This is a genomic window from Thermoplasma sp. Kam2015 (genome assembly GCF_003205235.1).
Classification (GTDB): domain Archaea; phylum Thermoplasmatota; class Thermoplasmata; order Thermoplasmatales; family Thermoplasmataceae; genus Thermoplasma.
Genome location: NZ_QJSM01000041.1, coordinates 1 through 18,380 on the forward strand (window position 1 = coordinate 1; position 18,380 = coordinate 18,380).

The following is an 18,380-nucleotide window of genomic DNA, read 5'->3' on the forward strand; positions in this document are numbered from 1 at the left end:
TGAAGAACGAATTCCATGATTCCTTGACCTTTCTTATTGTCCACTGTGCCGTCTGTGCTGGCAGTTTCTGGAAATTGTTGTTTTCCTCTATACCTGATGGTTTTGAAAACTGTTTTGCAAGATCCTTATATGATGATAATTTTTCCCTATTGAAAAACTGGTTTCTTAGGATATAATTTACCTGATTATATAGGTTCTTTGATACATGGCACTCTGGATATTACGCCATTATCACGGATAAAGATCTGTTCAGTTCTCATCGTTTTCATAGCCTATCTCCATTGAACCTTTCTTCCCCGTTGAGGTGTATACATGAAGCGTCTTTCATGATATTCGTAGTAGATTTAATACCTCATTTGCTTTCATAGTTAATAATATAATACAGTATTTGTATAAATAGTTATTAGAATTACGGATTATAATTTTTGTAATCATATACACGCATCTTCCTAGGCGTTGCCTTCTAGAAGACTCCTGGACAGTATGGATGAAACGTCAATAAGCCGGAATCCCATTATGGCAAATTTGACCATGTCCTTCGGATCCACCACAAGCACCCTGACCTTTGAGGAATTATCATTCCCTATCACGCTTTTCAGAGCAGCAGCTATGATCAGGTTATACGCATCGTCCCCAGATCCGATTATGATCTCCCGCGCTGATGAGAAGTCGAAGGATGAAAGCAGATCGATGTCATCCGCATTGTGTTCGAAGACTATGTATCCTTCATCCCTCAGCGATTGCGCGCTTTCAGGATTCTTCTCTATGATCACAACCACTGAACCTGAACTCTTCATCCTAGACACGTACTCCTGCATGAGGTTAGAATAACCGCATATCAATATGTAATCCGTGAGCGTTTTGAGCTCTCTCTTCTCCATCCTGTTCACCAGGCCGCCCAGGCGTCTCTCTATTGTGGGCAGTATGAGAGCGGTGATCGAGCTAAAAAATATTGCTACTCCAAGGAACGCCAGGGATATGGTGAACATCTTTGCATCGATTGTGACCGGCAGTATATCTCCGAAGCCCAGCGTGGTCACGGTTTCCCCGGTGAAATAGAATGCATTTGCAATGTTGGTTATCGGCGGTCGGAACTGATCGCCGAAGAGGAGCGAACCGCCTATGCCATACAGTATCGTGAACGTTATGGTGACAAGAGCTATGGCAACCTCCGGCCTTCCGAGCATGCGGTTGGGATAGATGTACTCCCTGCGCCTCCTGAAGATTATGTATATGACGAAGAAGGAGAAGGCCATGCCTATGGCGGTTATGTGGAAATGCCTGCCTGCGCCGATGGAAAGTATCACTATGGTGAGAAGAGATCCCGCCACCATGATGCGCCATGCGTTCCTTGTCTTTTCCCTGGCCATGAAGCCGTATACGGCAAGTATAAAACCGTCGAATATGGCCAGGAATGCCATGGCCTTTAGAGATACAGAAAACGATACGATGAATATGCGGATCGATACCACATGGTTGGAAGATACGAGAGACAGACCAAGAACAGTGGTGATCAGCCCCTGGATCAGAACCAGCCATCTCGGCTCAAGGATGCGAGCTTCTCTTGCCACCTTTAAAAATGATTGACGCGGATAAAGCTTTTTGCAAAGACCTCGCCAGGATCATTCATGCAGCTATCTATTTATTCCGCATTCCGATCATGGCATGTTATTAAGTCAACTGTAATCATAGTAAGTTGGCTGTAATGGGATGATGAAATCATGTTCACAAGGCGAGGGGATCAGGGCGAAACGGATCTTGCAAACAGGGCCAGGGTGGGAAAGGACTCTCCAGTGGTGGAGGTGCAGGGAACGATAGATGAGCTCAACTCCTTCATAGGCTACGCGCTCGTGCTGAGCAGATGGGATGACATCAAAAACGACCTGTTCAAGATACAGAACGATCTCTTTGTCCTGGGCGAGGACGTATCTACTGGGGGCAAGGGCAGGGTTGTGACCAGGGAGATGATCGATCATCTTGAGGAACGCGTCAGGGAGATGAAGGCGGAGATAGGAAAGATAGAACTCTTTGTGGTTCCGGGTGGTTCAATAGAGTCGGCCTCGCTCCACATGGCCAGATCCGTCTCCAGAAGGCTCGAGAGGAGAATAGTCGCCGCATCGAAGGTCACAGAGATAAACAAGAACGTGCTCATATATGCTAACAGGCTATCCTCTGTACTTTTCATGCATGCGCTTCTTTCAAACAAGAGGTTAAATATAGCCGAGAAGATATGGAGCATACACAGGATATCCTGATGTCCTTATGATGAAAAATAAAAAGCAGGATCCCTCGATATCCTGCGGATGTATCCACAACCAGATCTTTTACCTGATTTGAATGATTATATTTTGAAATGAAGCGGCTTGCCGTAAGCCTCCTCTGCCGTTTCCTTCACGCCCTCGCTCACGGTCGGATGCGGATGTATCGTCAGGCCTATATCCATGGCCATGAGCCCCGACTCCACGGCGAGGGATATCTCGCTTATGAGTTCGCTTGCATGCGGCGCTGCAAAGCCGGCCCCTGTGACTATGCCCTTCTCGTCGTAGTATATGTTGAATGTGCCTATATTTTCATTCATGGTCAGCGATCTGCCGTTTGCTGCAACAGGAAATCTTGTGGACTTTGCAGATTTTGATCCTGTGTATGCTATCTCCGGATCTGAGTATATGACGTAGGGCATGGCCCTGTACTCAACCACGCTGTCTATACCGCATATGTTGTCAGCTGCAACATCGGCATCGTAGTATGCCTTGTGCGCGAGCATGGGCTGCCCGGAAACATCCCCTATGGCGTACACATTCGGGACGCTTGTGCGCTTGTGCGCATCCGTCTTGATGAAACGGCCGTCCATCTCCAGCTTAAGGTTTTCAAGGCCGAAGCCCTCGGTGTTTGGTATCCTGCCAACGGTCATCAGCACTGTATCAGCCTCGACGTACTCTCCTCCTTCCATGTTTACCCTGATCTTTTCTGACTTCTGCGTGTTAAGGACCTTCTTACCTGTCATCACCTTCACGCCGATCTGCGATAGCCTCCTCTCCACATGCCTGACCAGCTCCTGATCCGTCCCGGGGAGTATGTTGGGCATCATTTCTATGATCGTGACGCTGGAACCAAGCTTTGCCAGCGCCGTACCTATCTCTACGCCTATGTATCCTCCGCCTATTATGGCCACCGATCCGGGTATGTGATCCAGATCCAGTATCTCCCTGTTGTACACCACGTCGTCTATGCCTTTGATCTTCACCGGCTTTGATCCGGTTGCTATGACAAGGTTGCTGCCCTCTATCGTCCGGTCTCCGACCTTCACATGGTTGCTGTCCACAATGTATGCTTCGCCCCTTATCACATCTACGCCGTACCCCTTGCAGAGCGTTTCCACTCCGCCGGTAAGCCTGTTGATCATGGACCATTTCCATTGCTGCCATTTCTTCATGTCTATTGAATAATTTATCGAAACTCCAGGCATCTCCCTGAGATAGTTTATTGAGTTGGCAAGCTCTATGAAGGCCTTTGAAGGTATGCAGCCGTAGTTCAGGCATTCGCCCCCGATCTTGTCTTTCTCTATCAGCGCAACCTTCTTCTGCCTCTGCCCCAGGCGGATTGCGGCTGCATAGCCACCTGGCCCCGAACCTATTATTATTGCATCGTACATATCAGATCTCATAGATAATAGCGTTCGGATCCTCAATAACCTTTTTCAGATCAACTATGAACCTGGTGGCGACTGCACCGTCTATCAGCCTGTGGTCGCAGGACAGCGATAGGTACATGTACTTCTTGCCATCGCGGTCGAACACTCTGTGCACGCCCAGTATGGCAACCTCTGGGTAGTTGATTATCGGCGTCGACATTATGCCTCCAATCGTTCCAACGTTCGTTATGGTGAATGTGGAATCCTGAACCTCATCTAGCTGAAGCTTGTTTTCCCTCGCCCTTGATGCTTTATCCGCTATCTCGGCGGAAATTTCCACCATGCTCTTGCCGTCCGCATTCTTTATCACAAAGACGTTCAGTCCGTCAGGAGTATCCACCGCTATCCCTATGTTGTAGTACTTCTTCAGGATGTACGACTTTTTATTTTCATCGTAGATCGCATTCAGGTACGGATACCTCTTCAGCACTGAAGGAACGATCCTTGCAAGGAAGCCTGTAACTGTGACCTTGACGCCGCGTGCCCTTGCAGAATCCAGTATGGACATCATCGAAGTTACGTCAACCTCTTCCATAACGGTGAAGTGAGGCATTATCTGCTTTGCCTTCGTCATCTTGTCGAAGATTATGCGCCTCAGGCCGTGCATCTCAAGTATCTCCTCTGCACCAGCAGGCTGTTTCTGCGCAGGTATATGCGGAGACGTGTGTACCTCCTCAACCTTCTTCTGGGCTGATGGCTGCGGTGATTTCATGTATCTCTCCAGATCGTCCAGTGTCACACGTCCAGCCTCGCCTGTGCCACCGACCTTTGACAGATCTATGCCGTTCTCCCTGGCTATCCTCCTGACGGCCGGACTAGCCAGAACATGCGTAGATACCTCAGGTAGGGGCACCTGCTTCACCTGAACGGCTTCAGCCGGCTTCTCCTCTTTCTCCGGCACCTGCTGGATCTCTGCCGATTCTCCAGTATCGATCTGAAGGAGGGTGGAACCGACCGGAACGACCTGTCCTTCTCTGTAGAGTATCTTTGCTATCCTGCCCCTTACCGGCGATGGTATCTTGACCGTAACTTTATCAGTCATAACCTCAACGAGATCCTGATCCTTCTCCACCTCGTCTCCTTCCTTCACATCCCATTTGACTATTTCGCCTTCTGTTACGCCCTCTCCAATATCAGGCAGTTTGAATTCGTACATATGATCACCTGAATGTCATGACCTTTTCAATCGCTACGCTTATCCTGGCCTCATTTGGAAGATAGTAGTCCTCCAGCCTGTACGGGAACGGCGTATCAGGCCCTGTGACGCGCAGTATCGGTGCGTAAAGGTACTCTATGGCCCTCTCCGAGATCATGGCCGATATCTCTGCACCCACCCCAAGCGTCCTTGGAGCCTCATGAACTATGACGACGCGGCCTGTCTTCTTCACCGAGTTCAGGATCGTATCCCTGTCCATGGGAACGATCGTCCTCAGATCGATGACCTCCACATCATACTTTGACTTGGAAGCCGCGGACATAACTGTCGGAACCATCGAACCATAAGTTATAATCGTCACATCGCTGCCCTGCTTGATTATATTTGCCTTTCTGAGCGGTACTGTGTACTTGTCCTCCGGTATCTCCGCCTTCTGAGCCCTGTACAGCCTCTTCGGCTCTAAGAATATGACTGGATCTGGTGACTCTATGGCGGATATGAGCAACCCCTTGGCGTCGTATGGGTTGGATGGACTCACCACCGTCAAGCCTGCGGTATGGGCAAAGTAGGCCTCCCCGCTCTGTGAATGATAGAGGCCGCCCTTTATTCCACCACCTACTGGCGTACGCAGAACCAGCGGGACCGTGTAGTCGCCGCCAGACCTGTACCTGATCTTGGCCATCTGGTTTATTATCTGATCCATGGCCGTGTATATGAAATCCTGGAACTGTATCTCTGGTATTGGCTTCAGGCCGTTAACGGCCATTCCTATGGCCATTCCCACTATGCCAAGCTCAGAAAGCGGCGTATCTATGACACGCTGCGTACCGTACTTCGCCTGCAGGCCATCTGTGACTCGAAATACGCCTCCGTCCTTTCCAACGTCCTCGCCGAGGATTATGACGCTGTCGTCCTCTGACATCTTTAGATCCATTGCGCTGTTTAGCGCCTGAACCATGTTCATCTGCGTAGTATATCACCCCTCTCCTCTTCTATCGCCCAGGTCATCTCTGAATACACGTCATCAAACATCGTCTCCGGAGCTGGCGCTGGGATCTTCAGGCGCTCCTCAAACTTCTCATCGATCATCTTCTTGGATTCTTCCTTGATCTTCTCTATCTCCGCTTGGTTGAGGTATCCTCCTGAGATCATAAGCTTCTCCGCTATGACGATCGGATCCTGATCGCTGTTCTCCTGCACCTCATTCTTTCGGTACTTGCTTGGATCGTCCGAAGTGGAGTGCGGTCCCATCCTGTAGCTCCTAGCCTCCACGAGTATCGGATTCCCAGAACGCGCATATTCCACCGCATCCTTCACCGTTCTGTAAGTCTTTATGAAGTCATTTCCATCTACGTAGACACCCTTCATGCCGTATGCCTCTGCCTTCTTGTATATCTCGGCCTTCGTCTGCCTCTCCACAGGGAGAGATATGGCCCATCCATTGTTCTCGCACAGGAATACAACGGGTAGATCGAAGACTGCAGCAAAGTTCATGGCTGCATGGAAGTCTGGGGTGGATGTTCCGCCATCGCCGAACGTGGTTATCACAATGCCGTCCTCCTTCCTGTACTTCTTGGCATAGGCCGCACCTACCGCAAGCGGAAGGTTCGTTGCGACAGGGCTCGGTACTGACATGAAATTTATCTCCTTTGCACTGTAATGGCTAGGCATCTGCCTGCCCTTGGAGCTGTCCTCCGCGTTGCCCATTATCTGGTCAAATATCTTCTCTATTGGATGGCCCAGGTATATTAGCATCGTCACATCGCGGTAGTAGCCGTAAACACTGTCGTTCCTTGAAAGAGCCATGGCCGCACCGGCCTGCGTAGCCTCCTGCCCCATCATGGGCGTGTAGAAGCCGACCAGCCCCTGCCTCTGGGCCGTTATGATCTTTTTGTCAAAATACCTTCCCAGCACCATGGATGTGAATCCCCTCACCATAAGGTTCTTCTCATCCTGATCCAGAACTTCCGTCATACAAACACCCTCTTGAATATCCGCAGAGCATGATAATTATTAACGTGGTTGTAAAAAACGTATCCACGATCAATTGGTTTCTTTACTCTGCTCTGCACGGGTAATAATGATTATTAAGTATTTATTACTATTCATTTTGATTCGCTTATATATAAATGCAATGAGAATAAAATAAATGATATCATGAACTATAGCATAAAACGAACTGCATCATTATAATTTATTCCGATGGATACAGCCCTCTGTGAAGACTAAGACGCGCGTTATCTTGTGGTGACGATGACCTCATCGTTCAGAACAAGCATGGTGTGTTCAAACTGCGCTATGAAAGATCCGTTGTGCTCCTTCAGAACAGGGAACGAATATACCTCTTTGGAGGCCATCATGGCCCTAAGATACTTCTTGGGATCGTCTACGAGGCCCTCCAGCCATCTTTCTGCAAACGGCAGTTTGTTGAAGTTCCTGTATATGACCTCGTCCTGCCTCGGCTTTGGGCTGTCGATCATGTATATATTCCCGGGCTGGCCCTCATGTATCAGACCGATGCCCGTGGAGGCAAACGGCTCTATGGCTATAGCATGATCCGGCTGCAGTCTAACGACGTTTCCATCGTCATAATTCGGGATGAATATAGATGCATGCAGATCGTAGCGTTCCACGCCGTGACCGCCAAGGTTCCTCACCGGCTTGAAACCGTATGATCCTATGACTTCGGCTATCCTTCTTCCGATCTCGTTGACGCTCTTCATAGGCCTGACCACCTCTATGGCCGCATTGAGGGCCTGCCTTGCGGCTTCTATCAGATCAGAATGCTTGCCCTGCTCCCCAACCTCCACCGTTATGGCTGTATCGGACATGTATCCATCGATGTGCGCTCCGAAGTCAACCTTCACCACGTCCCCTGTCCTGAAGATCTTCTTATCGTTTATTGATGGCGTATAATGAGCAGCATCGTTATTTATGGACAGGTTGACGGGAAAGGCCGGCTTTGCGCCCTCATCACGCACAAACTTCTCCATCGCGCTTGCCACGTCGATCAGCTTTGATCCCGGTTCGATCATGCTTGCTCCGATCTCCAGAGCTCTCTTTCCTATCCTTCCTGCCTCCATGTATTTTTTCTTTACATCAGGATCCACTAGATCACCTCAGTATCTTCAGCCTGTACACAGCAGGTTCAACGATTGAATATATCCTTATGGATGACTCAAGATCGGATCTGCTTGTGGTCAGCCTGTGCTGATATATGCCTATTATATTCCGCATGGTACTCTCATCATAGTATCCGCTCTTCTTGGATATTATTTCAGCAGCTCTATCCGGATTCTTCGCTATGAAGTCTATACCCTTCTGGTAATAATCCAGAACGGGTTTGAATGACGCGTCCCTCGCTGCGATCATGCAGGAGGCTGCATGTATGCCCAGCTTCCTTGCTAAATCGGAATATTTCATGCCCAGAGCTATCTCATTCCCCACCAGCCCCATCTTTCCGTTGCCCGCTTCACGCATAACCGTTTCTGGGTCTGCGTTGACAACCTGGCCAGATATTGCAGATGCGATAAGCCTGGCATTGTAATCGGCCAGGGTTCCCCTCTTAACTGTGTATATGATCTTTGATTCGGTGCTTCCTATCACCGAATACATATCTATGAAGACTCCGGCCATTATGGGCATTCCGTATTTCGTGATGTTCGTTATGGAATCCAGCACGACATCAAAATTTGAGCTTTCAGAACAGGTGTTGTGCAGATCTATATCCTCATATTCCGATATAACCAGCAGTGGAAACGATACCGGCCCTGCAAATGGAGCACCTATCTTCATACGGTGGACTATTGCAATATTATTTATATGCTTATCCTAAAATGAACTTATTTCCTATTCGAATGATCATGCATGCTTCGAATGAACACGGTCCGTTCCTCAAGCCATCACCTGGGTATATTCGATGATCAGCGTAATCAACGTATAGTGCGAGTTAAACGGATCGGATCAATTCAGGATAAATATAAATATCAATATTGCCTAAAATGATCATGGTTACAAAGAAGGCCTCAGAAAGCCAGGTAATGGAACTCGAAAAGCGCAGCTACAACAATCCAGTTGTACTATGCGGTTTTGCAGGATCCACGCCGACAGGTGTGCTTGCTGCAAGTTATATCGTCGAGACACTTGGTATGCATCAGATTGCACATCTCATCTCTCAGCATATTCCACCTGTGGCCGTATTCGTGGGTGGAAAGCTGAGGCACCCATTCAGAATTTATGCCAATAATTCAAATACCGTGCTGGTTGCCATGTGCGAGGTTCCAATATCAAGCGCGCATATATACGAGATATCGAACACGCTCATGAACTGGATCGATCAGGTTGGCGCCAGCGAGATAGTCGTGATGGAGGGGAGCCCAGCAAACGGCATTCCAGAAGAAAGATCAGTGTTCGCAGTTGCCGAGAGGCCGAAGCTGGACAAGTTCAAGAAGGCAGGTATACAGCCGGCTGATTCTGCCATCATAGCTGGCATGGGTGGTGGTATCCTAAACGAATGCCTGGTCAGGAAGATAACCGGTCTTTCGCTCATAACCCCCACATCCGTGGATATACCTGATCCTGGCGCAGTTCTTGCAATAGTCGATGCGCTCAACAAGGCGTATAACCTCAAGATAAAGACGGATCTGCTAGAGGAACAGGTCAAGGAGCTCGATGAGCAGATAAAGAAGATAGAGGAGCAGTACAAGGAACTTCAGGCAAAGCAGAGCGAGCCGCAGTCCATGTATGGATGATCCCCATGATAAGGGTCAGAGGGCACATCAGGAAGGAGATCGAGATCGACTCCAGCAGAAGGGTCTCTGATCTGATGTCTGATCTCGGCCTGAACGAGGACGAATATGTGGTCATAGTGAACGGATCTCCCGTTCTGAGCGATCATATAGTGAATAAGGAAGATGATGTGGTAATACTGGAGGTGTTCTCTGGAGGATAATGCAGTCTGAACATAGAGCGTACATGGATAAAGGCTGCCATATTTTCATAACAGGTATATTTCCTAAGTTTTTTATTGTAGAATCTAAAACGAATGAGAAACTGAGTGATACCTTCAGGTATTACGCCTGAACACGTCCGCGCCGAAGAACTTATCCAGTACAGGCATCCTTTCAGAATTGCCTTTGAACCTCATTATTTCAATGTTTTTTTTGAATTTATCCAGATTTTTGCCGATGGAATAGTTCTCGATATCGGCCCTTACGATCTCCTCAATGCTTCGCTCACCAGTGAAGACGTCCACATATAGTCTGTCCCCCACGAGATATGGCCCACGCGATCTTTTCCTGATCTTCCAGCTTTCGATGAAGTCAACTGCATTATCCGTATCCACGGGTGGGCCAGTATGCACATGTATTCTATCCTCATTGCATGTCGGCGTTTCAATGAGGACGTATATTCTGTCGCTTACATCGATCTCAGAGGATATCACCCTGATCTCATGAGCCTCCATTATCTTCTGCAATACAGATCTGAACCTGTACACCTGAGGATAGATAACGTCATCAGTTAGATCAGGCTTCTGGATCGAATATATCATGATGCATGTACCCCTGTCATGGTAAGCTACGTCTTTCTTTTCGTAATCGATCTGGAAGAATTGCGCGTCCTGCGACGATATATATAACTTTGATGCTATCTTCATCCTGGACAGGCTTTCCAGGCTTACAGGCGATGCTACGTTCCTGTCAGGATCGACCGGATCTATCAACACCATGGGATCTTGAAATCTCTCGTCAACGTCCAGTATAACTCTGCCCTTCGCCTTTGAGAAGAATTGTATGACTCTATCGAAGCTTCCCAATCTTATCACAAGGAGTTCACACAGATATCCAGAAAACCCAAACGTCCTGGCCTCTGCCCCATACACGCCTATGGACTTCATGAATATCTTCAATAGCCTGACCTCGTCCCTGCCCCTATCATCGAGATGCTGATTGACATACTCCGTATGAAGTAGCGTTCTATCCACGGCACTTATCTTCCTGTCGCCGAAATGCATCTTATAGCAGGGCACAACATCTATCTTTACGCCTTTCACCTCGCCGCTGACGTATGGATGCTCGGCGTACTTCTCCCTGCCATTTGGAAGGACTGCATGGCCGATGCGGAGGCCCTCTTTATTCACAATTTCTTCGGGATAATCACGATCGAACGCTATGAATATGTCGAGATCCCCATCCCTGAGGTTGGTACCCTTCGCGTATGATCCAACGATAACAGCTTCAGCCCTCAGCCCGCGTAAAGAACAGATATAGTTTATTTTTGCAACTATATCGGCAGATATCTCCTTTAACTTGCTCTCCTCCTCACTGGTTGGCCGGTACCTGCTGAGTATTTCCTGATAGTTTATCATTTTTGCATCAGGTTCATTATGGCCTGTGCTGGTTCACCGCCTGATGCTTTCAGCGCCTCAATTGCCTTCTCCCTCGAGACGCTTGCCTGATCCATAACGAGCTTTATGTCGTCTTCAGGGAATGATTCCTCCTTCTTCTCTTCAGGCTCCTTGGGAACCTCCCTCATAGTGCCGACGACCTGAAACGTCTTAACGCCCTGAGCTTCTATCATCGTGACCTGTGCGTTATCTATAACGTAATCCTTCGTCTTTCCCTTGAATATTACCTTTGTGACGTCGTCCATTTCGGTGGATTTTATTCCCATCTGCGCCATCAGCCGGCGCATCTCCCTTGAATTCATCCTGCCAGGTATCATTTTAGCACTGATCATTAGATCATAAATAAAGTTGAGTCTTAAAAGACATGAATAGAATTGTGATCAAAACTTGGCGGACAAAAAACCAGGTCGATACAAAAATAAAGATGGTTTGTGATTTACGGGGTTATTTTTATTGCTCTCACAGGGCAGACGCTTTCGCATGCCATGCAGAATATGCAGTCTGATTCCCTGACAGGATCACATTTATCCGTCCTGTACTTGTTCCATTCATCGCTGCCCTTTGCTATCTTGTGGTCATTCCCCGTACCTGATTTACCTGGGTTAAGATTCCACTCATACAGGTTGACAGGGCAGACATCCATGCATGCACCATCTGCAATGCAGCAGTCCCAGTCAACGGCAACATGAGTACCGTGTATGCCCAGCTTAGTGGGATATGGCTTTCCGTCAGCGTCGAGCCTCTGCATGCCTTCGGCTCTCACGTCATGGCCATTGTGCTGACCGGTTACAGGATAATCCTTGTCGTTCTCAAGAAAGTGCTCATCTATGGGCTTTGGCTTGAAATCAAGCTCCTCTAGCTTAACCAAATACACTCACCGACAAGATATTTTATATTTTTATTTAAACTATACGTAAGAGATGGAGAAAATGTTGACAGAGTTCATTCTTCAAATATCCGATTTACAGATCCAATCAATTATAAATGAGTTTTTGACGATTATCTGACATCTAACAACGGTATCGGCAGTGCATGCGCAAATGGCTAAAGTCTTTGTTCCTAACATACATCTGAATCATGACTGATTGAAAAGGTATCGGCGATCATGTATGAGAATTTTAATAAACTTAAATAAACTTGACTGGATTCTCAAGCATGGCAGAGTATCGATTAGATGTGCTGTACAAGGCGGCCGAGGCTCTGATCTGCATGAAAAAATATGAAGATGCGCTCGTTCTCTATGAGAAGTTCGTAAAGGCTTTCCCAGATGTTGCAGGTGGATGGCATGGCCTGGCCATATGCTATGAAGAAACCGGAGAGAGGGAAAAGAGCATCGAACCATACAGGAAGGCGCTTGAACTGTACCTGAGGGATGCGAAGACCGAGGCCGGCAGAATGCGTAGATCCTTTCTCTGGGGAGGATGGTGTGCGATCAAGCTGAATATGAATCAGCTGGCGCTTGAGATGATGGAAGAAGCTGTCAAAGAAGACCAAAATTATGCATACGCGTATCTTTCACTTGCAATAGCTTCAGCCAGAACCGGGGATAAAGATAGAGCTCTGATCTCCAAGAGGAGATATCTTGATCTCGTCGGAGAAAAACCCTATGAGAAGAGAGAATGTGAGGGTCTAGAAATGCTCAATGAGGCAAAGGAAGAGGCATCCGGCTGGCTCAGATCATTCATCTTATCTGTTCTTGACAAATGCCATAAAGAATCAGAAATCTGCCAAAGCTTAGGAGAAACATGATCTGCCATCGCAGAATATTATGAAAGAAAAACCCCATCCTTGTCAGCTTAGCCCGCATATGAATCAGATGGTGAATGCAGAATAATCCTTATGATCTTTGTTTACCATATGCCGTGGGCCGGGATCGAACCAGCGACCTCCAGATCTTCAGTCTGGCGCTCTCCCAACTGAGCTACCACGGCTCATAATATGCCGTCCTGATGCATCGATCCTTCATGTCCGATCATCTGACACTGCAGAAGATCGATCATGGCATCCTCTCAATCTCACATGATCGGCCATTCAGGTGTGAGCGTATGGTATATATCTTTATCAATTTTTCCACAGCATGCGTCATCTATGCATTCACCGGCATTTTGGAAGTATTGCGGAATAACCTCAATTGGCCTCTGCTGAAGCTTTCTGCTGATCGCCGCTATGGATCTCAATTAGCTGATCCCTGATTATCTTTCCTGCAGGACTCCTCGGTATCTTCTTGACCGCGATGTATTTCTGAGGCCTAAGATACGGCGGGAATCTGCTTTCGAAAAATCTTTTGATGCCGTTGACATCTTCGGTTACCACATATGCCACCAGTACAGGAAGCCCACCTTCATAGCGCATGCCTATCGCTATATCATTCACGCCGGAACTCTTAGTTGCTGCAACCTCTATTGGTTCCGGGTCGATGAGGCTCCCATTTATGATCATCCTCCTCGTTCTCTCCAGATGAAGGCCACCGCCCGCATCAATATATCCAAGATCACCGGTATTGTAGTACTGTGATTCTGCACCCATGAACCTGCCAGGGGAAACCTCTATGAAGCCCATTTCGCCAAGCTGGACATCCTTGCCTGATCTGTCGGTTATCCTTATCTTTACATTTGGCAGCGGTTTTCCGATGCTGCCGTCGTATTCCGAATCAAGCGGGCTTATCGTTACGGCACCGCATGACTCAGTCATATCGAAGCCGACCTTTATGGTGCGGCCGGTTGCGCTTCTGAATCTGTCCATGAACTCTGGGGCGAAATCCTCACCTATCATGAACAGGAACCTGATAGTCTTTGGAATGCCTATCTTCTTCTCAACTATCTGGCGGTAGAGATGCGAGTTGCCAACGACCATGTTGCTCTCCAGCCTGCCAGCCAGCTTCATGGATGTCTGCCCGTCCATATAGTCAGGAACCAGGTTCACCGTTCCAGCGTTCATCAGCGCGGTGAAGAGAAACTGCAGCGTTGACATATGGTAGAGGGAGGATGATATCAGCATGTTCTTTCTGAAGCCATCAAGGTAGGTAGATAGATCAGCGATGGCAGACATGATGTCCTTATTTCTGATGAGTACAGGCGATTCCATCTTCCTGGTTTTCTTCACTATAAATGTGTCATCTGGGCTTCTGTCCCTATCGTATTGGCCGTATCTATCGAAGATCAGATCCGACAGCTTGTGTACGCCTGGTCTGGATGAAAGATCACGCCGCTCGCCTAGGTATTCCCTGAAATAATATTTCAGAGATGTGCCATAGGGCGCAAGGTCCTCATCCCTTATCAGGAACATGTCCCTGAAGTTGAATTCCTGGTAATTCATCATGTAGTCGCTTGCTATTACGTACTGGCAGTCATATGCCTCAGGCGATTCTCCCGGCCTCAAAAGTGCCGCCTCAAGGCCCATTGAATTGATGGCCAGTAGCGAAATCACAAACTGTGGAGAGTTTCCCGCGATGATCGCGATGCGTCCAGACACACCCATCTCTTCCAGATTATGTGCCAGAGAATCCGCCATGGCCCTGATGTCATGATACGTTAGCGGCTTCCCCAGAAAGTATATGGCCACCTTGCTCTGGTTGTCCTCCGATACCTTTGCGAACGCGTCGTACAGGCTCTGATCCATGCCGGGAACCATGCCTGTATTAGTTTTCATCTATATTTTAATGTATTTATCCATGACGGCCGGTATTTCGCCTATCATATCCGTTATGGTATACCAGTATCCGTGTTTCGCATGTGCCGCATCGCCTATGGCCTTGTTCAGGTATGTTCCCATGAGGCAGGATCTTATGGGATCTATGGATTTGGCCAGGAACGATGATATAAGCCCGGCCAGCAGGTCGCCTGTACCGCCCATGGTCATCCTCGGATTTCCGCCTTTTGAATAGTAAACGTCCTTTCCGTCCGTTATAACATCCACCTGCCCCTTGAGTACAACGATTAGGCCCTTCTTCTTTGCAAATGCCACGGCATTCTCCTCCGTAGGTTCCATGCCTGATATCCGCCTGAATTCGCCCTTATGCGGCGTTATGATCACTGTCTTGCCCTGGAAGCTTCCCTGATACTCGCCCACAACGTTCAGAGCATCGGCATCCACGACCATCGGTATCTTCGATTCCAGTATTATCTTTCTAGCAGCATCCATGGCCTCCGCAGATCTGCCCATGCCCGGGCCAACCAGCATAGCAGAATTGCCGTATATTTCAGCTGCAACGGCATCGTCGATAGCCGAGACCGGCCTGACTATAAGCCCGGGGTCATATCCGGAGACTATCTGGTAATTTCTTTCCGATACGTAGATCCTTATCAGATCCAGGCCTATACGCTCAGCAGCCAGCGCCGCTATCACAGAGGATCCGTAGAATTCCCATCCTGCGACTATAGCCAGGGTGCCGTTCATGCCTTTATGCGATGATGGATCAGGCCTTGGGTAGTAGAGCAGATCGCCGGGGCCAGCGTACTTCCTCACGTCTGGTGGTATCCCTATATCGGCAACCACGATATCTCCGCTGTTCTCTCTGTTCATACCGTACTTTTCCATCGTGAAGGTAACGGTCATCTCAGGCTTCACGGCGTACCTAGATCCTAGGCCAGACGGTATGTCGACAGACACCACGTGCGATCCAGATCCATTGATCCTTTCTATCGCAGTCCTGTATGGTTCCTTTGGATCTCCAGATATGCCGACGCCGAATATGCCGTCTATTATGATGTCGCACTTCATGCATGCGTCGATGGCCTCCATCCCAAGGACCTGGCCTCCGTACTCAGACAGCGCCTTTTTTGCGAGTTCCGATCGGATCTCGGTGACGACCAGCACCTTAACATCGTATTTTTCCCGCAGAATTGTGGCAGCCACTATGGCATCCCCGCCGTTGTTCCCCGTCCCCACAACGGCGCAAACCGATTTCGCGTCCGGGTATCGCTTCATCACGGCATCGGCAACAGCCCTGCCAGCGTTCTTCATCAGGGGATACGTGCTCCCGTATAGATACTCATAGTTCAGGTCGTCATGCTGCATATCCACGTAGTAGTTCATAAAAAAATATTGCAAATGAAGACAAATAATTAAGCATTGGAAATCAAAAGTATGAAATAAGATAGAGCATTAGGAATGGATATGAAGTACGTAAGATATGGAAAGACGGCATCGTTTGTTTCCGTGCTGGCCTTCGGAGCTATGACGCTGGGAGAAAAGAACCGCTGGAAGCTCGGCGGTGTGACGCAGGATCTGTCCGATAAGATGGTGAAGGCCGCATTCGACGCAGGGATCAACCTATACGATACAGCAGACGTATACGATGAGGGCGATTCCGAGATAATGCTTGGAAGATCCATTAAGCCGTACAGGGACCAGGTGATGATAGCCACCAAGGTAAGGGGCCGCACCGGAAACGGCATCAATGAGAGCGGCCTCTCAAGGCACCACATGTCCATAGCGCTGAGGAAGAGCCTAGAGAGGCTGGATACGAAATGGGTGGACGTATACCAGTACCATGGCTGGGATGTGCATGGCGAGTTTGAGGAGTTCCTGTCAACCATGGAACACTTTGTGGATTCCGGTTACGTCATTTATCCTGCGGTATCAAACTTCACAGCATGGCAGATGGCAACGATGCAGGCCATGGCCGTCGACCGTGGTTATGCGAGGTATGAGAGCGCGCAGATGAACTACAGTCTGCTGAACAGGGACGTGGAATACGAAGTGATTCCACTTATGAGATACTGGAACATGACCCTGCTGTCCTGGAGCCCGCTCCACGGTGGCGTGCTGACCGGAAAGTACAGGCGCGGTGAAAAGCCAAAGGAAGGTACGAGGATGGGCGATCGCGGTTTCTTCTTCCCCTACTTCGACGAAACGCGTGGCTGGGATGTCGTTGATGAGGTGAAAAAGGTAGCCGAAGAGCAGGGTTGTACCATGTCGCAAGTTGCCCTCGCATGGATAATCTCGAAGGGACATGTGGCCATAATAGGCGCGAGGAACATGGATCAGCTGCAGGAGAACCTTGAAAGCGTGAACGTCAACCTTAAGAGGGAACAGATAGAGAGGCTGGACAAGATCTCCGATAACAGGGACATCTATCCAAACTGGATGGTGAAGAGGCAGAACGGCGACAGGAACTTCGAGATCGTTTCATAGATCCCTCACTTTTTTTCCAGATCCTCCTTTATCCTGAGAAGCGCATGTTCTGCACCGATCTCGAAATGCGATTTTATCCTGCGTTCAAATGGCCTGAGGTATAGCGAAAGCCTGACGTTCCACTCCGTCTGTATCAGCGTCTTGCCGTTCTCGATCAGGATCGCATCTATCTTCGAACCCCTGATCGGGCCCTTCAGATAGGACGTGAGAACAGACATCCTGTCTGCATCTGGGTGGAACGACATTATGCCCCAGGCCGGGAAGGCGAAGCGAACCCTGTAGAATTTACCCTCTTTTATTATCCTGCGCGTTCCCTTCCAGAACTCTGTTATCCGGTCCGGATCGGATATGATCCTGAATGCCTCATCGGCACTGGCCTCCACTTCAATTCTCTTCCTGAATGTTATCATATATTAATCCCCAGCAGATCGTTGCAGAGTGCCTGAAAAGATATATAGTTATCACTGCGAAAATTCTGGGTTCTGATCGTTCAGCATCCCGATCTTGCATGTACTAAGCAGGTTATGGTTTCTGTTAACCATGTTAACATCCACCTTTGGAAGTTATCATCTCCTTGATGCTTAAACTCCGTGGGTACAACCCAATACCCTCTATCCCGTCAAATGCTTCAGGGACTGCCTTTCTTATTGTGTTGTAGGATGCATTCAGATCCGCATGTATTAATGTTCCATTTGCAGACTGGAATACACCTCTCTCTATTCTCTTTCCCATGTACGTGTCGTGTTGTTCTATGCTTTCGTTATCAAGAAACGAACATATGCTTGTATAGCTCTCCTCCTGTATCATGACATTGATCCCTTTCTCTTCTGCTTTGTATTTGATCTGCTGTATGAGCATATTGAAAGGTATCTGCACAAAGTTCTGGTTGTTCTTCTTACCGATATCCACAGACTGCTTCCATCCATCGTTGTGACCTATAACGATCGTATCGATCTTTCTTGACAATGCGTATTCGACTATGGATCCGCTAA

At 48.4% G+C, this 18,380-nt stretch carries 19 protein-coding genes and 1 tRNA gene; 5 read left to right on the forward strand and 15 right to left on the reverse strand.

From position 1 onward, the window contains the following. Positions 1–449 precede the first annotated feature (449 nt). Positions 450–1,571: an NAD-binding protein gene (locus DMB44_RS08375; RefSeq protein ID WP_237265382.1), complete on the reverse strand. Its 1,122-nt coding sequence runs from the start codon at positions 1,569–1,571 to the stop codon at positions 450–452. A 150-nt stretch (positions 1,572–1,721) separates the two neighbouring features. Between DMB44_RS08375 and DMB44_RS08380 the strand changes: the two genes are divergently transcribed. Next, entirely contained in the window at positions 1,722–2,255 is a 534-nt protein-coding gene (locus tag DMB44_RS08380) for a cob(I)yrinic acid a,c-diamide adenosyltransferase (RefSeq protein WP_110642688.1), read from the forward strand. An 86-nt stretch (positions 2,256–2,341) separates the two neighbouring features. Here DMB44_RS08380 and lpdA read toward each other — a convergent pair whose 3' ends face one another. The 6 genes from lpdA to DMB44_RS08410 all read right to left on the reverse strand — a co-directional run bounded on the left by lpdA (position 2,342) and on the right by DMB44_RS08410 (position 8,642). Next, complete coding sequence (lpdA, locus tag DMB44_RS08385; protein ID WP_237265383.1) at positions 2,342–3,664, reverse strand: dihydrolipoyl dehydrogenase; 1,323 nt, start codon at positions 3,662–3,664, stop codon at positions 2,342–2,344. Beyond that, entirely contained in the window at positions 3,654–4,847 is a 1,194-nt protein-coding gene (locus DMB44_RS08390; protein WP_110642690.1) for a dihydrolipoamide acetyltransferase family protein, read from the reverse strand. Before DMB44_RS08390 ends, lpdA begins: the two co-directional genes overlap by 11 nt. 4 nt (positions 4,848–4,851) lie before the next feature. Next, positions 4,852–5,811, reverse strand: coding sequence for an alpha-ketoacid dehydrogenase subunit beta (locus DMB44_RS08395; protein WP_110642692.1), 960 nt, complete (start codon positions 5,809–5,811; stop codon positions 4,852–4,854). Next, on the reverse strand, positions 5,808–6,821 hold the full coding sequence (locus DMB44_RS08400) for a thiamine pyrophosphate-dependent dehydrogenase E1 component subunit alpha (RefSeq protein ID WP_110642694.1): 1,014 nt from the start codon (positions 6,819–6,821) through the stop codon (positions 5,808–5,810). The genes DMB44_RS08395 and DMB44_RS08400 overlap by 4 nt, the downstream gene beginning before the upstream one ends. A 263-nt stretch (positions 6,822–7,084) precedes the next feature. After that, entirely contained in the window at positions 7,085–7,957 is an 873-nt protein-coding gene (gene map, locus DMB44_RS08405) for a type II methionyl aminopeptidase (protein WP_201796957.1), read from the reverse strand. Positions 7,958–7,961: 4 nt separating this feature from the next. Further along, the gene (locus DMB44_RS08410; protein WP_110642696.1) at positions 7,962–8,642 is read right to left on the reverse strand and encodes a DUF3834 domain-containing protein; all 681 of its coding nucleotides are present in this window, start codon (positions 8,640–8,642) and stop codon (positions 7,962–7,964) included. A 212-nt stretch (positions 8,643–8,854) separates the two neighbouring features. On the opposite strand from DMB44_RS08410, the gene DMB44_RS08415 reads away from it, so the two are divergent. Together DMB44_RS08415 and DMB44_RS08420 are read left to right on the forward strand one after the other, a co-directional pair. Then, the gene (locus DMB44_RS08415; protein ID WP_201796958.1) at positions 8,855–9,598 is read left to right on the forward strand and encodes a proteasome assembly chaperone family protein; all 744 of its coding nucleotides are present in this window, start codon (positions 8,855–8,857) and stop codon (positions 9,596–9,598) included. Positions 9,599–9,603: 5 nt separating this feature from the next. Continuing rightward, the gene (locus tag DMB44_RS08420) at positions 9,604–9,798 is read left to right on the forward strand and encodes a MoaD/ThiS family protein (RefSeq protein ID WP_237265384.1); all 195 of its coding nucleotides are present in this window, start codon (positions 9,604–9,606) and stop codon (positions 9,796–9,798) included. A gap of 114 nt (positions 9,799–9,912) precedes the next feature. On the opposite strand, the gene cca is transcribed toward DMB44_RS08420, so the two are convergent. From cca to zfx, 3 genes are all read right to left on the reverse strand, one after another. Beyond that, complete coding sequence (cca, locus tag DMB44_RS08425; protein WP_110642702.1) at positions 9,913–11,214, reverse strand: CCA tRNA nucleotidyltransferase; 1,302 nt, start codon at positions 11,212–11,214, stop codon at positions 9,913–9,915. Beyond that, positions 11,211–11,570, reverse strand: a complete 360-nt coding sequence (locus DMB44_RS08430; protein ID WP_110642704.1) for a nascent polypeptide-associated complex protein — start codon at positions 11,568–11,570, stop codon at positions 11,211–11,213. Before DMB44_RS08430 ends, cca begins: the two co-directional genes overlap by 4 nt. A gap of 119 nt (positions 11,571–11,689) precedes the next feature. After that, positions 11,690–12,121, reverse strand: a complete 432-nt coding sequence (gene zfx, locus DMB44_RS08435; RefSeq protein WP_367181926.1) for a zinc-containing ferredoxin — start codon at positions 12,119–12,121, stop codon at positions 11,690–11,692. 287 nt (positions 12,122–12,408) lie between these two features. On the opposite strand from zfx, the gene DMB44_RS08440 reads away from it, so the two are divergent. Continuing rightward, entirely contained in the window at positions 12,409–13,002 is a 594-nt protein-coding gene (locus tag DMB44_RS08440) for a tetratricopeptide repeat protein (RefSeq protein WP_110642706.1), read from the forward strand. A gap of 109 nt (positions 13,003–13,111) precedes the next feature. Here the strand turns inward: DMB44_RS08440 and DMB44_RS08445 are convergent. The 3 genes from DMB44_RS08445 to DMB44_RS08455 all read right to left on the reverse strand — a co-directional run bounded on the left by DMB44_RS08445 (position 13,112) and on the right by DMB44_RS08455 (position 16,287). Further along, a tRNA-Phe gene (locus tag DMB44_RS08445) sits at positions 13,112–13,184 on the reverse strand. Between the two features lie 196 nt (positions 13,185–13,380). Further along, on the reverse strand, positions 13,381–14,901 hold the full coding sequence (locus DMB44_RS08450) for a class I adenylate-forming enzyme family protein (protein ID WP_110642708.1): 1,521 nt from the start codon (positions 14,899–14,901) through the stop codon (positions 13,381–13,383). After that, positions 14,902–16,287, reverse strand: coding sequence for an NAD(P)H-hydrate dehydratase (locus DMB44_RS08455; protein ID WP_201796960.1), 1,386 nt, complete (start codon positions 16,285–16,287; stop codon positions 14,902–14,904). It lies immediately after the preceding gene. 81 nt (positions 16,288–16,368) lie between these two features. On the opposite strand from DMB44_RS08455, the gene DMB44_RS08460 reads away from it, so the two are divergent. Beyond that, complete coding sequence (locus DMB44_RS08460; protein ID WP_110642722.1) at positions 16,369–17,388, forward strand: aldo/keto reductase; 1,020 nt, start codon at positions 16,369–16,371, stop codon at positions 17,386–17,388. A 5-nt stretch (positions 17,389–17,393) separates the two neighbouring features. Here the strand turns inward: DMB44_RS08460 and DMB44_RS08465 are convergent, their stop codons facing one another. Together DMB44_RS08465 and DMB44_RS08470 are read right to left on the reverse strand one after the other, a co-directional pair. Further along, positions 17,394–17,798, reverse strand: coding sequence for a hypothetical protein (locus tag DMB44_RS08465; protein WP_110642710.1), 405 nt, complete (start codon positions 17,796–17,798; stop codon positions 17,394–17,396). A 133-nt stretch (positions 17,799–17,931) separates the two neighbouring features. Continuing rightward, on the reverse strand, positions 17,932–18,380 hold a 449-nt coding region (locus DMB44_RS08470), incomplete at its 5' end, for an IS200/IS605 family accessory protein TnpB-related protein (protein ID WP_153280202.1).